At 44.7% G+C, this 16,107-nt stretch carries 10 protein-coding genes; all 10 read left to right on the top strand.

The features are described from left to right. Positions 1–616, top strand: a 616-nt coding sequence (locus VIN08_RS24380) for a SanA/YdcF family protein (RefSeq protein ID WP_331971095.1), incomplete at its 5' end; no start/stop codon positions are given. Positions 617–673: 57 nt separating this feature from the next. After that, positions 674–3,211 carry a DUF5686 and carboxypeptidase-like regulatory domain-containing protein gene (locus tag VIN08_RS24385; RefSeq protein WP_331971098.1) on the top strand — a complete coding sequence of 846 codons (2,538 nt, stop codon included), beginning with the start codon at positions 674–676 and terminating at the stop codon, positions 3,209–3,211. Between the two features lie 129 nt (positions 3,212–3,340). Further along, the gene (thrS, locus tag VIN08_RS24390; protein ID WP_331971101.1) at positions 3,341–5,275 is read left to right on the top strand and encodes a threonine--tRNA ligase; all 1,935 of its coding nucleotides are present in this window, start codon (positions 3,341–3,343) and stop codon (positions 5,273–5,275) included. A 166-nt stretch (positions 5,276–5,441) separates the two neighbouring features. Beyond that, positions 5,442–5,936 (top strand): translation initiation factor IF-3, encoded by a 495-nt coding sequence (infC, locus tag VIN08_RS24395; RefSeq protein ID WP_331971122.1) that lies wholly within the window; start codon positions 5,442–5,444, stop codon positions 5,934–5,936. Between the two features lie 23 nt (positions 5,937–5,959). Then, positions 5,960–6,154, top strand: coding sequence for a 50S ribosomal protein L35 (gene rpmI / locus VIN08_RS24400; protein ID WP_331971104.1), 195 nt, complete (start codon positions 5,960–5,962; stop codon positions 6,152–6,154). Between the two features lie 84 nt (positions 6,155–6,238). Beyond that, complete coding sequence (gene rplT, locus VIN08_RS24405; RefSeq protein ID WP_331971107.1) at positions 6,239–6,583, top strand: 50S ribosomal protein L20; 345 nt, start codon at positions 6,239–6,241, stop codon at positions 6,581–6,583. A gap of 185 nt (positions 6,584–6,768) precedes the next feature. After that, complete coding sequence (locus VIN08_RS24410; RefSeq protein WP_331971110.1) at positions 6,769–9,912, top strand: High-affnity carbon uptake protein Hat/HatR; 3,144 nt, start codon at positions 6,769–6,771, stop codon at positions 9,910–9,912. A gap of 14 nt (positions 9,913–9,926) precedes the next feature. Beyond that, the gene (locus VIN08_RS24415) at positions 9,927–11,093 is read left to right on the top strand and encodes a porin family protein (RefSeq protein ID WP_331971113.1); all 1,167 of its coding nucleotides are present in this window, start codon (positions 9,927–9,929) and stop codon (positions 11,091–11,093) included. Further along, positions 11,074–12,387 carry a hypothetical protein gene (locus VIN08_RS24420; protein WP_331971116.1) on the top strand — a complete coding sequence of 438 codons (1,314 nt, stop codon included), beginning with the start codon at positions 11,074–11,076 and terminating at the stop codon, positions 12,385–12,387. Before VIN08_RS24415 ends, VIN08_RS24420 begins: the two co-directional genes overlap by 20 nt. A 144-nt stretch (positions 12,388–12,531) precedes the next feature. Beyond that, positions 12,532–16,107 (top strand): beta strand repeat-containing protein (locus VIN08_RS24425; RefSeq protein WP_331971119.1); only part of this gene is annotated, 3,576 nt, incomplete at its 3' end.

Below are 16,107 nucleotides of genomic sequence, written 5' to 3' on the forward strand. Positions count from 1 at the left end.
CATTACATCTGTTATCGTATTCCTGTTATTTCTGATCGCATGCAATGTCTGGATTGTGCAGAGCACGAAAGACAAAGTATATGAGGACATAAGCCTGTTGCCCGCCCACCGTGTAGCCCTGGTGTTGGGCACCAGTAATAAACTGGCAGGTGGTAAAGCCAATCCGTTCTTCGAAAAGCGAATGGAGACTGCAGCGAAATTATATAGCCTTGGCAAGATCGATCATTTTATATTGAGTGGTGATAACAGCTCGCGGTTTTATAACGAACCCATCGCGATGCGCAAGGCCTTGATGAAGTTGGGTGTGCCGGAATCGGCTATAACTTTGGACTATGCCGGGTTGCGTACGCTGGATTCGATCGTGCGTAGTCAGAAAATTTTCGGACAAAATAAAATCACCATCATTACACAGCCCTTTCATAGTTACCGTGCGTTGTTTATCAGTGAATATTACAACATGGATGCTGTAGCCATGGTTGCTGAAGAACCTGATTTTGAATATTCTGTAAAAGTAAGACTGCGCGAATATTTAGCGCGTACCAAAGCGGTGCTTGATCTGTACGTATTGAAAACAGTGCCACGCCACTTGGGGCAGAAGGAACAATTGAATAGCTGATACTGCCATTTTCCGGGTAAACAGGAATTGATTATTTTTGTTTATAAACCAGCATGTGTGCGTAGAGATAAGGCCAGGATATTTTCAGATTGCGTTGGTTTACTCCATTTTATTTTCTTCCTTTTTCTAAGCGGCTACAGTATTGCGCAAGAGACTACTGTAAAAGGAAAGATCACAGACGCCAACTCGGGCGATCCTATACCTTTTGTAAATATTATATACCAGGGAACAACCATTGGCACTACTACCGACTTCAATGGTAATTATACTATACATACATCCACACCGGGCGATACACTGGTAGCTTCTTATATAGGGTATAAACCGCGCAAGAAAGCGGTTGGTAAGGGTGGCACACAGATCGTGAACTTCCAGTTAGGAGAAGATGCCACGCAACTGCAGGAGATTGTGATCAATGCAGGAGAGAACCCTGCTTACGAAATTCTGCGCAAGGTAGTGAAGAATAAAAGCAGGAACGATAAACGAAAGCTTGCTGCCTATGAATACGACACCTATACCAAAGTAGAGATCGATGTCGATAACATTACCGATAAGTTTCGCGAGCGAAAGATCATCAAGAAGATTACGCAGGTGCTGGACAGTGTTGAGCGTATGGCAGGCGAAGATGGCAAGCCCATTCTTCCAATCTTTATTTCCGAGAGTATATCCAAATTCTATTATCGCGATAATCCACAATTGCGTTTTGAAAATATACTTCAATCCAAAGTCAATGGTATAGGCATTGAAGACGGAACACTGGTTACACAACTGGTAGGCTCTTCGTTTCAGGAGTATAATTTTTACCAGAACTGGGTGGAGCTCGTTACCAAGTATTTTGTTTCACCCATTGCCGATGGCTGGCGTATATACTATGATTATGATCTGACGGACAGTGTATATATAGGAGATGACTATTGCTATCGTCTTGATTTTACTCCCAAGAGTCCGCAAGACCTCGCTTTTACCGGAACGATCTGGATTACGAAAGAAGAATATGCACTTAAACAAATTGATGTAACAGTTAACAAACAGGCGAACCTCAACTTTGTAGAAAAGATCAAGATACAGCAGGAACTGGAAGAGACTGCCGAAGGAGCGTGGCTGCCGGTAAAGAACCGGGTGTTGATTGATGTGAGTGAGCTTACCAATACATCGGCCGGTATGCTTGCGAAGTTTTATACTTCCAACAAAAATATTGTGGTGAACAAAGTGCGCGATCAATCTTTTTACCATCACCCGATTGTAATGGAAGAAGACGCACGACTGAATGAGCGGGAAGAACATTGGGATACATTACGACACGAACCTCTTACGGAGACGGAGAAGAATGTATATAAAATGATCGACACACTGCAGACAATTCCTGTAGTGAAAACCTATATCGATATCATTAAAGTTTTTGTAAACGGTTATTACGATGCAGGTAAAATTTATGTTGGTCCCTATATAGGAGTAATGGCGGTGAACAACATCGAGGGCTTTCGTATTCAGGCCGGCTTTAAAACAAGTATAGATTTCAGTAACAAGTGGGTGTTTCGCGGACAACTCGGCTATGGATTTAAAGATGAAAAAATAAAGTATGCTACTTCGCTGCAGTATATATTTTCAAAAGAACGATGGACCACACTAAGTTTCCGAACGCGCAGCGATATAGGCAGGGTAGGTGTAGACGATGAACTGCTGGCTGATAACTATATATTTCTGGCTGCGCAGAAGTGGGGCATCTATAGGAGAGGATATTACTTTGATGAATCGCGTCTCAACTTTCAGCGGGAGTTTTTCAGGGGATTTACGCAGCGTATTGCCTTGCGACAAATGAGTGTGCGACCGCATTTTAACTTCGGCTGGTATCCGAACCCGGAAGATGAGGCAGCTCCTGTATTAACCGACTTCCGCACAACGGAGATCATTTTGGAATCCAGGTTTGCCCGCGATGAGCTTTTTCTGCAGGATGATAATGAGCGGATCAGTTTAGGCACAGTGCACTGGCCGGTAATTACATTTCGCTATACACATGGCGTAAAAGGAGTTTTCAACAGCGACTTCGACTATACCAAACTAAAGCTCTCGGTTTTCAAGCGGATAAAATTCGGTCCGCTGGGAGTAGGATATCTCAATACAACAGGAGAGTATACTTACGGATCAGCAGCCTATCCGTTGTTAAGCCCGCACCTGGGGAATCAAAGTCCGTTATATACCATTGTTACCTATAACCTGATGGATTATGGCGAGTTTGTGAGCGACCGGTATGTATCATTGCAGTACCAGCATCACTTTGAAGGTTTCCTCTTAAACCGGGTTCCGCTCATGCGCAAGTTGAAGTGGCGATTGGTGGGTTCAGCCAATATGATCTATGGATCGCTCAGCGCACAGAACAGAAAGTTGATACCGTTGGATAGTAATGACCCTCCTAAATATTTACAGGTTGGATCTTTTCAGAAGAACAAACCGTATGTAGAAGTGAGCTATGGTGTTGAGAATATCTTCCGCTTTATGCGTGTCGACTTTGTTCACCGTCTTACATACCTTGATAAAAATGTAAATCCGGATGTGCGTAAATTCGGTGTGCTGGTAAGTTTCTGGTTTACTTTGTAGAGAGCGTTATCCGTATCGATATACTTTTTCATCTTCTTATTGTAAACTTTACGCGTTGGAAGTATAGTCTTTCCAACATCTTTAACCATATTTGCAGCCTGAATTAATTTTGTATTTTAATTCGAAGTCATGAATGTAAAGATTTCTCTTCCAGATGGAAGTGTGCGGGAATACCCGCAAGGTGTTAAAGGTTCCGAGATTGCATCAAGCATCAGTGAAGGATTAGCACGCGTTGCCCTGGCAATTGAAGTAAATGGTGAAGTACGCGACCTGGCGCGGCCAATTGACCAGGATGCATCTGTAAAGATACTCACGTGGAATGATAAGGGAGGTAAATCTACTTTCTGGCATTCGTCTGCGCACTTACTGGCAGAAGCATTGGAGGCGCTTTATCCCGGAGTGAAGTTCGGTATAGGTCCGGCTATTGACAACGGATTCTACTATGATGTAGACCTCGGAGGCAGAGCCTTTGGCGAAGAAGATCTGGCCGCGATAGAAGCCAAGATGAAAGAGCTTGCCAAGAAGGACAGCGTATATACCCGTAGAGATGTAAGCAAAGCGGAAGCGCTTGACTTCTTCACCAAGAAAGGTGATGAGTATAAAACTGAACTGATCAGCGATCTGAAAGATGGTTCGATCACCTTCTATGAACAAGGTAATTTTACCGATCTCTGTAAAGGTCCGCATATACCCAACACCGGTTTTATCAAAGCCGTAAAACTTCTCAACGTTGCTGGTGCATACTGGCGCGGTAATGAGAAGAACAAAATGCTGACCCGCATCTATGGTATAACTTTCCCCAAGCAGAAGGAACTCGAAGAGTATCTTCATTTGCTGGAAGAGGCCAAGAAGCGTGATCACCGTAAGCTTGGTAAAGAGCTCGACCTGTTTGCCTTCTCCGAAAAGGTAGGCATGGGTTTGCCACTGTGGTTGCCGAAGGGAACTATACTGCGCGAACGTCTCGAGCAGTTTATGCGCAAGGCGCAGATCAAGGCAGGATACGATCCGGTAGTAACACCACACATTGGAAGTAAATCATTGTATGTTACTTCCGGTCACTATGAAAAGTATGGTAAAGATTCTTTCCAGCCCATCCACACACCGGATGAAGGCGAAGAGTTTTTGCTGAAGCCAATGAACTGTCCGCATCACTGCGAGATATATAAGACAAGACCTCGCTCGTATCGCGACCTTCCGATTCGTTTAGCGGAATTTGGAACAGTATATCGCTACGAGCAAAGCGGTGAGTTACATGGCTTGACTCGCGTGCGTGGTTTTACACAGGATGATGCACATATATTCTGTCGCCCCGATCAGGTGAAGGAAGAGTTTATCAAAGTGATCGACCTTGTACTGCATGTGTTCCGTTCGTTGGGCTTTGAGCACTATACTGCCCAGGTTTCGTTACGCGATCCGGAGAACAAGGCAAAATATATAGGGGAAGATCATTTGTGGGAGCGAGCAGAGCGCGAGATACAGGAAGCTGCGGATGAACGTGGCCTCAGCACTATAGCTGTGCAAGGTGAAGCAGCATTCTATGGGCCGAAGCTTGACTTCATGGTAAAAGATGCGTTAGGACGTAGCTGGCAGTTGGGTACTATCCAGGTAGACTATCAGTTGCCACAGCGTTTCGAATTGGAGTATGTAGGCTCCGATAACCAGAAACATCGCCCGGTAATGATTCACCGCGCACCGTTTGGTTCATTGGAGAGATTTGTAGCGGTATTGATCGAGCATTGTGCTGGTAATTTTCCGCTATGGCTGGCACCAGATCAGATAGCAGTATTACCGATCTCCGAGCGTTTCAACGATTATGCAAAGCTCGTTTATGAAAAACTGAAGGAGGAGGACATCCGAGGCATACTGGACGACCGCGATGAAAAAATTGGTCGTAAGATCCGCGATGCTGAAACTAAAAAGATCCCATATATGCTTATTGTAGGGGAAAAAGAGGTTTCTGAAGAAAAAGTAGCCGTGCGCAAACACGGACAAGGTGACCAGGGAAGCGTTTTACTCGATGAATTTGTAACAAAATTCAGAATAGATTGCGCTGCACCTCATTGATCCTTTGTCAGATACTTGTATTTTTAATGTAAATAGCGATATTTGCACCCTGTTTTTTGAACTTAAACATTTTAGAGTTATCAACAACAGTAACACCAACAGACCGAGTAGTTTTGGCGGCAGGCCTCCACGCAGAGGTCCGCAAAGACCTGAAGAACCGTATCGTATTAACGAAAGAATAACGGCACCACGGGTTCGGGTAGTAGGAGAGAACATTAAAGTAGATGTGTATCCTATTCAGCAGGCCATTCGTTTGGCTCAGGAACAAGGATTGGATCTGGTAGAAATATCACCGAATGCTGATCCTCCAGTTTGTAAAGTAGTTGACTATTCCAAGTTTAAGTACGAGCAGAAAAAGAAACAGAAGGAGATCAAGGCTAAGACGGTTAAAGTGGTCATCAAAGAGATTCGCTTTGGCCCGAACACCGATGATCACGATTTCAATTTCAAATTGAAACACGCTGTTACGTTTCTGCAGGAAGGCGCTAAAGTAAAGGCCACTGTATTCTTTGCCGGGCGCTCGATCGTATATAAGGAACGTGGAGAGATACTACTGCTGAAGTTTGCTCAATTACTGGAAGAACACGGTAAAGTAGAGCAGATGCCGAAGCTTGAAGGAAAAAGAATGAGCATCATGTTGATGCCCAAGCCTAAAAAGTAGACTGTAAGTTTAATTAATATACAATGCCTAAATTAAAAACAAAATCAGGGGCCAAGAAGCGCTTTAAAGTGACTGGCACTGGTAAGATTAAGCATAAGCGTGCTTACAAAAACCATATCCTGACGAAGAAGGAGACCAAGCAAAAACGTAGACTTGGTAGCAAATCCCTCGTTAAGAAGTCGGATCTGGATAACGTAAAAGCAATGCTTATCCTCTAGTCTCAGGTTCTAATGTTTAACCCGGATGCTGGCCTCAAGTTTCATGAAAAGATGAACGCCATCAGCCAAAAAATGTAAAGTAAAATGCCAAGATCAGTAAACAATGTAGCTTCAAGAGCCAGACGCAAACGCATCTTGAAGTTGGCCAAAGGTTTCTTCGGCCGTAAGAAAAATGTATGGACGGTAGCAAAGAATGCCGTTGAAAAAGGTTTAGGTTACGCTTACCGCGACAGAAAGCAGAAGAAAAGAGAGTTTCGTGCTGTATGGATTGCGCGTATCAACGCAGGTGCTCGCCTGCACGGCTTATCATACTCTGAGTTGATGGGCAAATTAAAGAAGTCAAACATCGATTTGAATCGTAAAGTACTGGCCGACTTAGCAATGAATCACCCTGCAGCATTCGAAGCTGTTGTGAAGAAGGTTAAGTAATTGTCAGTGAAACAAATATTTTAAAGGGGACCGCAAGTCCCCTTTTTTGTTTAAGTAAAATTACCCTATATTCGGGGAAGCTGATTTTTTGAACTTTAAGATGGGTATTTTTTAGACAAGTAACACGTGAGCCGGACATTCAGCACAATTTATCCTAACTTTCAGGTCATTGCGGGTTAAAAATTATGCGCAATCAACCCCAACATAGAGAACGACTTGAACAAGACTCATCTGTAGCTCCTCATGTTCAGATTGAGGCGGAAAATCCGTTTCCCGGATTAAGGCCATTCTCACTGGAAGATTGTCATTTGTTTTTTGGTCGCGAAGGTCAGATCGATGAGATTCTTGACAAGCTGGCCAAGAACAGATTCGTAACCGTGATGGGTTACTCCGGAAGTGGTAAATCTTCCCTGATGTCGTGCGGATTGGTACCCGTGCTATATGGTGGCTTTGTAACCGAGTCGGGCACAGATTGGAAGGCGATTACGGCAAGACCTGGTTCTTCACCGATCAATAGTTTGATCGAGGCTGTTATTGAATACTCGATCAAAACAAATCGTATCGATGTTGCAGATATAGCGATACATAAAGCGATCATCAGTTCTGTATTGCGTAGCGGTCCGGAAGGACTGATTGAATTAGCGAAGCATCTTCAAAAAGATTCCTCCGAAAATATATTCTTTCTCATCGACCAGTTCGAAGAGATATTCCGTTACCGCGATCATACTGACAGCGAAGCACAGAACGATGCACAGCTCTATGTAAATCTGTTCATGACGGCAGTGCAACAAACCGATGTACCGGTATACGTTGCCTTAACGATGCGATCCGATTTTATCGGAGAGTGCTCTATATTTCCGGGGCTTACCAGGCTGATCAACAGCAGTAATTACCTGGTTCCTCAAATGACGCGCGAGCAGAAGAAGATCGCTATTGAAGGACCTATTGCTGTTGCCGGAGGAAAAATATCACAGCGTCTTGTAAAGCGCTTGCTCAGCGACATGGGTATAGATCAGGATCAGCTTCCGATCTTGCAACATGCATTGATGCGTACCTGGGATTATTGGTTGCAGAATCATGAAAGTGGTGAGCCGGTAGATATACGACACTATACTGCTATCGGTAGAATTTCCGAAGCACTTTCTCAACATGCCAACGAAGCGTTCGATGAATTATCTACGCGAAACAAAATAATCGCAGAGGTACTTTTCAAAAGTATAACAGAGAAGAACCAGGAGAACAGAGGTATGCGCAGACCTTGTCAGTTAGCACTGATCGCGCAATTGGCAGAAGGCAGTGAAGAAGAAGTAGTCTACGTAGTAGAGCAATTCCGCAAGCCCGGCCGTTCGTTCCTCATGCCGGCAGCCAATATACCTTTGAACGGAGATTCCATTATAGAGCTTTCGCACGAGAGTCTTATTCGTATATGGAACCGCCTAGAAGCATGGGTAGAAGATGAGTTCGAATCAGCCACCATGTATAAACGTTTGTCTGATGCAGCAGCAATGTATCAGATCGGTAAAACAGGTTTGTGGAGAACTCCGGATCTGCAGCTTGCCTTGAACTGGCAAAAGAAGCAGAAGCCAACCCGCGAATGGGCACAACGATACGATGAAGCCTTCGAACGTGCTATAGTATTTCTCGATACAAGCCGCATCACCTACGAAGCAGAACTCAAGAACCAGGAGATGATGCAAAGACGCGTTCTTCGCAGAACGCGTGCTACGGCCATCATCCTGGGTATAGCTTTTTTGATCGCTATACTTTTCTTCGTGTATGCTTACCTGCAAAAATTACAGGCAGATGCGGATCGTGAGTATGCCGATATACAGAAGACCGAAGCACAAACACAACGGGAAGAAGCGCTGCGACAAAAGAAAGAAGCAGATAACCTGCGCGTTGTTGCCGAACGAACTGCGAACGAACTGGTAACGACCAACAGCGCGCTGGGCGATGCACTACAGGCTACACAACGTGAGCGCGATCGTGCTGAAAATGCATTGATGCAGGCCCAGGTATCGGAGAAGAAAGCGATGGCTGCAACAGAAGAAGCAAACCGAAGCCTCGACTTTGCCAACCTGAAGAAAGAAGAAGCTGATCTCAATTACGAATTTGCCAGAAACCAACTCATGTTGCGTGTAGCGCAGGTGTTGGCAACGAAATCTGTACAGGAAGATGATGATAAAGACCTGGCAGCACTCCAGGCACTGCAAGGACATATATTCCACCGCAGATATAGCGGTAAAACATACGACCCCTATATATACCGCGGATTATATAGCGCGCTTACCAAAATAATTGGTGCAAGTTATAACGCAATGAAAGTACAAGGACCACCACGCGTACACATGCGTTCGCTGGTAGTATCTGATAAGAGCAATAACTTTTTTGCATCCGGTGCTGACGGCAGAATATATAAGGGCGATTATGAAAAGCTTACGAACGCTGCTACCGGTTTTGCTACACCATATCCGAGCAAAGTGATAGCGCTGAGTAAAGACGAGAATTACATTGTAAACGGAAGCGACTCTTCGTTTGTACAGATATATAATGTGCAGGTACAAGGTAAGGCCGGGAAGCCGAAAGTTGTAAAAGGATTAGGCGGAGCTACCAACGATCTGGAGTTCTTGCCGGATAACTCAGGCTTTATTGTTGCCAGCAGTAACAAGACCTTATCATTGGTGAATCATCTGACAGGAGATGTGAAAGTACTCGTTACGTTCCCGTATGAAATAAAGTCTATCAGCATCAGCACCGATGGTAAATGGCTGGCAGGAGGTTCGTGGTCAGGTCAGGTTATCAAGATGAACCTGGAAGACTATAGTTATACCACCCTGGCGACAGAGAACGCGAGTCGTGTACTATCCGTGAAATTTAGTCCTGCCGGTAATTACCTGGCATATGGTGTAGATGTACTGTCCAATAAGCGTGGCGTTGTAAAGCTCTACGACTTCACTACTCAGGAAACGCGTCAGTTCTCAGGTCATCGTGCCGGGGTATATGATGTTGAATTTAGTCCGGATGAAAAGTTACTGGCCAGTGCCGGCCTTGATAAACGTCTTCAGCTATATGTATTGGATAACCCGGAAGATCTGCCGGTAGAGATGGAAAACAACAATGGTTTTGTGTGGGATATAGCTTTTGCAAAAGGCTCAAACCTGTTGATCGCTGCGTGTAGTGAATCTGAGATCCGGGTATGGCCAACCGATCCCGCTATTCTCGCGGTGCAGATATGTCCAAATATAGTGCGGAAGAGTATGACTCAGGATGAATGGACAAAATATGTGGGTAATGATATAGAATACGAAAATACATGCGCTGGTTTTTGATTAAATTGTACTGAATGGTAAAATCTCTATCCTGCTGCTTCCTTATTTTCTCTCTCACGTTGTTGGGATATATACCTGCTTCCGCTCAGGATGAGTGCGAGCTTACTTTGAGCCGTGCGGTAGAAGAATTTAATGCCGGGCATCATTATGGTATACCTTCCATGCTTGGTCCTTGCCTGGAGAAAAATCAGAATAAAGAATGGCGTCAGCGCGCATACCTGTTGCTGGCAGAAACATACCTGTTATTGGAAGATCCGTTCGGTGCAGAGAAGAGTTACCTCGAAGTATTACGGGCCAACCCGGAATTTCTTACCGATGAGAAACGCGATCCGATCGACCTCGTTTACCTGAGCTCAAAATTTACTTCTACATCTATATTTACTCTATCAGCGAGAGTTGGTCCGAATGTATCGTTTGTAAGAACACTCGTGGATCGCGGAACCTACTCTGATGATGTAAAGAAAAGTAATATACTCAAGCCCGGCTTTCAGGTAGGAGTTGGTGTTGACTGGAATTACGATGACCACCTCAGTGTTATGCTCGAGGGTAATTTTGTGTTCTCGGCATACAGGCAACGCGTTACCGGAATGTTTGGTCGCGATGAACTATCAGTGTTCGATCGCCAGACATGGGTACGATTGCCAATCGCTGTGAAATATAGCGCTTCCAAAGGTCAGTATCGTCCGTATGGATATATAGGTTTCTCCTGGGATCTGTTGTTGGGTGATCGTGCTACTATCCAGTATAAAGATCAGAACTATAATCCGGAGACGGAACGTGTAGAGAGTATCGACCGCGAAAGCCCGATACTGAAATTCAAATCAAAGCGAAACGCATTCAATCATTCTATATTTATTGGAGGAGGAGTAAAGTATAAAGTAAAGCTTGACTATATATTTGCTGATCTCCGCTATTCGTTTGGCATGACCAATCTGGTGAATGACAAGAATAGTATATATGACTATAAAAATCAGACTGATGGAACCTCAGAAGGTTTTCAGGATTCTGGTGATGGTGCTTTCCGTTGGGCGCATATCGATGATCTGTTTCGGATGGATAACCTGTTTATATCCGTAGGGTATATTCATCCGCTATATAAACCAAGAAAGTTGAAGAAGGCTCATTCACGATCTGTACTACGTTCCATCAAAAAGCAAGGAGATGAAATTAAAGTTGATTAGCATTTGTGCGTACCTGCTTGTCTTCTTTTCCTCCTGCGATACCAAGAAGGACTTTGAAGAAGAAACCAAGAAGTATTTCATCAAATACTATGGTGAAGATGGCGACCAGGAAGCTGTAGACATGGTAGTGAACGGAGATACTGTGATGATACTGGTTAACACGACTACTCCAGGAAATTCGCAGCGTATTCTTCTTATAAAGACTGATCTGGACGGAAATGTTTTAAGACAGAACAAGCTGGGTAATGGTAAGGATTCTCAAGGACGGGCTATTTCAGAAATCGCTCAGGATATAGAACCTACTGCCGATGGCAATTACCTGGTGCTATCGAATATGTATAGAGGTATAGATGCCGCTACCAATGAAGACCTCTACGATTTTAAAGTAATCAAGATAAATGCGAATGGTGATTCTATAGGCGGGATGGAGTTTGGTAACAATGATGGCAAGTGGACAACGCAGTATATACATTCGATCACGCCACTTTCCGATGGGGGATTTGTAGTTACCGGTAACTCCACAGATGAAACGATAGCGGTAGATCCGGGATTGCCGCCACCGGATCAGGAAGATATGTTTTCCATTGGTTTCAAGAATGATTTTAAAACAATCGCGTGGACTACATTGGAACTTGGTACTCCGATAGGAACTACGGGCGAGCACTTTGGATCGGGTATAAAAGTGTTTGAGGCAAGTAGTAATCGATACATTATATTTTCGTATTCAGACCGTCAATTACTGGGAGCAACTGATTTTGAATCCAATTTCGAAGTCATGACTTTTTCGGGTAATGGTATTCCGTTGGGATTTGCCGACAATTCGGGAAAGGAGACGAGTGATGAGATACTGGCATCTGTAGCGAAAGTGCCAAGTATTCTTGGTGGAGGATACTATGAGTTTGGAACATCTATACCTTTGAACGCTTCCAGCAATGTCGGCCAGTTATATTTCTGTAAACGATACGATGATCTTTCCAAAAAAAATGAAGGCACGGTAAGCAGCGTTTCAGGGCAATTCACGGCAGTAAGCGTTACGCCTTGTGTTGTCTCAGAAGGCTACCTGCTTATCGCTAACGAGAAGACGACAGCAGGTACAACTATACGCCTGATAAAAACAAACCTGGACAGTGAGGAAGTGTGGTCGGTAAATATGGGCTCGTTCGATAAAACCAGTAAAGGGGCTTGCGCTGTTGAGCTTCCCGATGGCCGCATTCTGGTATTGGGTACTATTGAGCTGGAAACACAAGATAAAGTAGGGTTGATGAAAGTTAATGCCCAGGGAGAATTTTTATAGAATCGAATATTTACAAGGTATAATATGGTCTGGTTACATTTTCGTCTTGGAATACATAAACAAGCCAACCGCCTACAAGCTATGCCTCTCTGGAAGACATTATGCTGTACCCTTTGTGCGCTATTCCTAACTGCTTTTCTTCCGTTGCAGCAGGCGTTTGGGCAATGCAGCTTTACCAATCTGAATGCCTCTTATTGTTTAGATGATCCTGCGTTTACACTTACAGGCGGAACCAATTATTATGGCCCAGGTATAAGTGGTACAACTTTTACACCGGCATCTTCCGGTGTTGGTATACACAAAGTATTTACAACAGACGGTACTACATCTTCCTATACGTTTACTACTGCCGGAACCTATAGTCCGGTAACCATGACCTCGCCTACGAATGTAACGGTTGCCAATGATAGCTATACGATTATACCTATAGGATTTACTTTCCAATTTTACGGAACAAATTTTACCAACGTCCGCGTATCAGACAATGGTTATGTCCGATTCTCCGGTACTACCATTACCTCGACAGCACAAACTATTCCGGATGCAACTACACCCAATAACCTGATTGCTGTTGCATGGGACGACCTGAATCCTTCTACCGGTACTATACGGTATAAACTGGTAGGATCAGCTCCTTTAAGAAGACTCGTTATTGAATATAACAATGTACAGTTTACCTCTGCGCCTGCAGAATATGTAACGGCACAGATACACCTGTATGAAACGCTGAACATTATTGAAATACACTCAGCACACATCGGTTCTGACGGCAGCGCGAAAACGATGGGTATTGAAAACGCAGCAGGATCAGCAGCTGTTGCTGCTACCGGTAGAAATAACCAGGTATACACAGCCAACAATGATTACGTAGCATTTGTACCATCCTGCACTGAAATGCGAAACGTAACAGTATATGCACTTCCTTCTGCAGCATTAACGGTTACACCGGCATCAACCACTATTTGTAGCGGATCAACAGCAGCCATCACAGTAGGTAGTTCAGTAGCCGGTATAAACTATCAGTTGAAGAACAGTTCTACCAATGCTATACTGAGTAGTTCCTATGCAGGCACGGGTGGAAACCTGGTGCTGACCAGTAACGCTATATCAGCGAATGTTACCGTTAAGGTAACAGCTACCAATGCTACAACAGGTTGTGATGTAGATCTTACCAACACAACGAATGTCAGTGTAAATGCATTGCCCGCGATTACTACACATCCTTCGTCTCAGACTTTATGCGAAGGATCGAATGCATCTTTTTCTGTTAGTGCTACCGGAGCAGGTATAACATATCAGTGGCAGGTCGATACCGGATCAGGATTTACCAATTTAGGAGGACAGGTAAGCAGTACGCTTTCTCTTGCAGCTGTTACTTCTGCCATGAACGGAAATCAATACCGGGTTGTCGTTAGCGGAACGTGTACCCCTTCCGTTACGTCCAACGCGGCAACACTAACGGTACAGGAATCTCCGGAAATAACCGGACAGCCTGGCAACAGTATCATCTGTCAGAATGCCAATACGAGTTTTACAGTCAACCCCGGAGTTACAACATCGCCTACGTATCAATGGCAGGTGAGTACCAACGGTGGGTCTACCTTCAGCAATGTTACCAACGGTGGTGTATATAGCGGAGCTACTGCTGCAACGCTTAACCTCACAAATGTACCGGTAACCTATAATGGCTATCTCTATAAAGTTACCGTAAGTGGTACATGTTCATCGCCTGTTACAAGCAGTGGTGCATTGCTTACGGTTAATAACAACACAACCATTGTTTCTTCACCGGTAAATACTACAGTTTGTGAATTGGCAACCGTGCAGTTTACAGTATCGGCTACCGGAAATGCATTGACGTATCAATGGCAGGAGAATGGTGTTAATATAACAGACGGAGGAATCTATAGCGGAGCCACTACGGCAACACTAACACTTAGCGGAGTGTCGGGTACATTGAGCGGTAAGAATTATAAAGCTGTCGTTAGTAGTTCCTGCGGAGGATCACAAACCAGCGGACAAGCTATTCTTACTGTAAGAGAACAGCCTGAGATTACGAGTCAGCCAGCTGGTACAACGATCTGCGAAGGAAGTAACACTTCATTTACAGTAAATGCCGGTGTTACGTATTTACCGGTATATGCCTGGGAGGTTAGTACCAATGGAGGTTCTTCGTATTCAACGATATCAAACGGAGGTATATATAGTGGAGCAACGACTGCTACACTGAGTCTGACCAATGTGCCTTTGGCTGATAATGGTTATTTATACCGTGCGGTAGTAAGCGGAGGATGTACACCTGCAGTTACCAGTAACGTAGCACTGCTCACCGTAAATCAGAAACCATCAATAACTACGAGCCCGACACCACAAACGGTATGTGCTGGTTCAAGTGCAACCTTTACTGTGGTGGCTGCCGGAACAAACCTGACCTACCAGTGGCGCAAGGGCGGAGTAAATATAGGAGGCGCAACCAGCAGCAGCTATACTATAGCGAGCACGGTTGCAGGTGATGCGGGAAGTTATGATGTAGTGGTGAGTGGAACATGTACACCTCCCATTACAAGTTCGGCCGCTACTTTAATAATCAATGCTCTACCAGCTATCACTGTTCAGCCAACGGCAAGTCAGGCTATATGCGAAGGGAGTTCAGCTTCCTTTAGTGTAACAGCAACTGGTACAGGTTTAACTTATCAGTGGAAGAAGAACGGAGTTGATATTGCAGGCGCAAATGCGAGCACCTATACTATAGCGACAACGGCAACAGCCGATGCAGGTACTTATACCGTTGTGGTGAGCGGAACCTGCTCTCCATCGGTAACGAGCACAGCCTCAGTCTTAACGATTCAGGAACAACCAGAAATCATCACTGGTCCGGTTAGTCAAACAGTGTGTGCTGGTCAAAGTGTAACGTTTAGTGTAAATGCCGGTGTAACAACGGGCGTATCGTATCAATGGCGTAAAGGCGGAGTAAATATAGGAGGCGCAACCAGCAGCAGCTATACTATAGCGAGCACGGTTGCCGGCGATGCGGGAAGTTATGATGTAGTAGTAAGCGGAACGTGTACGCCATCGGTTACCAGCACGGCAGCAACCTTAACGATCAATGATTTACCAGCGATTACGGCTCAGCCAACTGCTAGCCAAGCTATATGCGAAGGGAGTTCAGCTTCCTTTAGTGTAACAGCAACCGGTACAGGTTTAACTTATCAGTGGAAGAAGAACGGAGTTGATATTAGTGGTGCGAACGCAAGTACATATACTATAGCGACAACGGTAACAGCGGATGCGGGTACCTATACCGTTGTGGTGAGCGGAACCTGCTCTCCATCGGTAACGAGCACAGCCTCAGTCTTAACGATTCAGGAACAGCCGGAAATCATAACTGGGCCGGTTAGCCAAACAGTATGTGCCGGTCAAAGTGTAACGTTTAGTGTGAACGCTGGTGTAACAACAGGTGTATCGTATCAATGGCGCAAGGGCGGAGTAAATATAGTAGGGGCGACCAGCAGCAGCTATACTATAGCGAGCACGGTTGCAGGCGATGCGGGAAGTTATGATGTAATAGTGAGTGGAACTTGTACACCTCCGATAACAAGTGCAGCGGCTGCGCTGACCGTTAATCCCAATCCGGATGCTTATGCGCCTGATGCCTCTATCTGCAGCGGACAAATTACAAACATCACGATCACTAATCCGAATGCAGTTTCAGGAACAACT

This window comes from Ohtaekwangia sp., from assembly GCF_036568665.1.
In the GTDB taxonomy this organism is placed as follows: domain Bacteria; phylum Bacteroidota; class Bacteroidia; order Cytophagales; family Cyclobacteriaceae; genus Ohtaekwangia.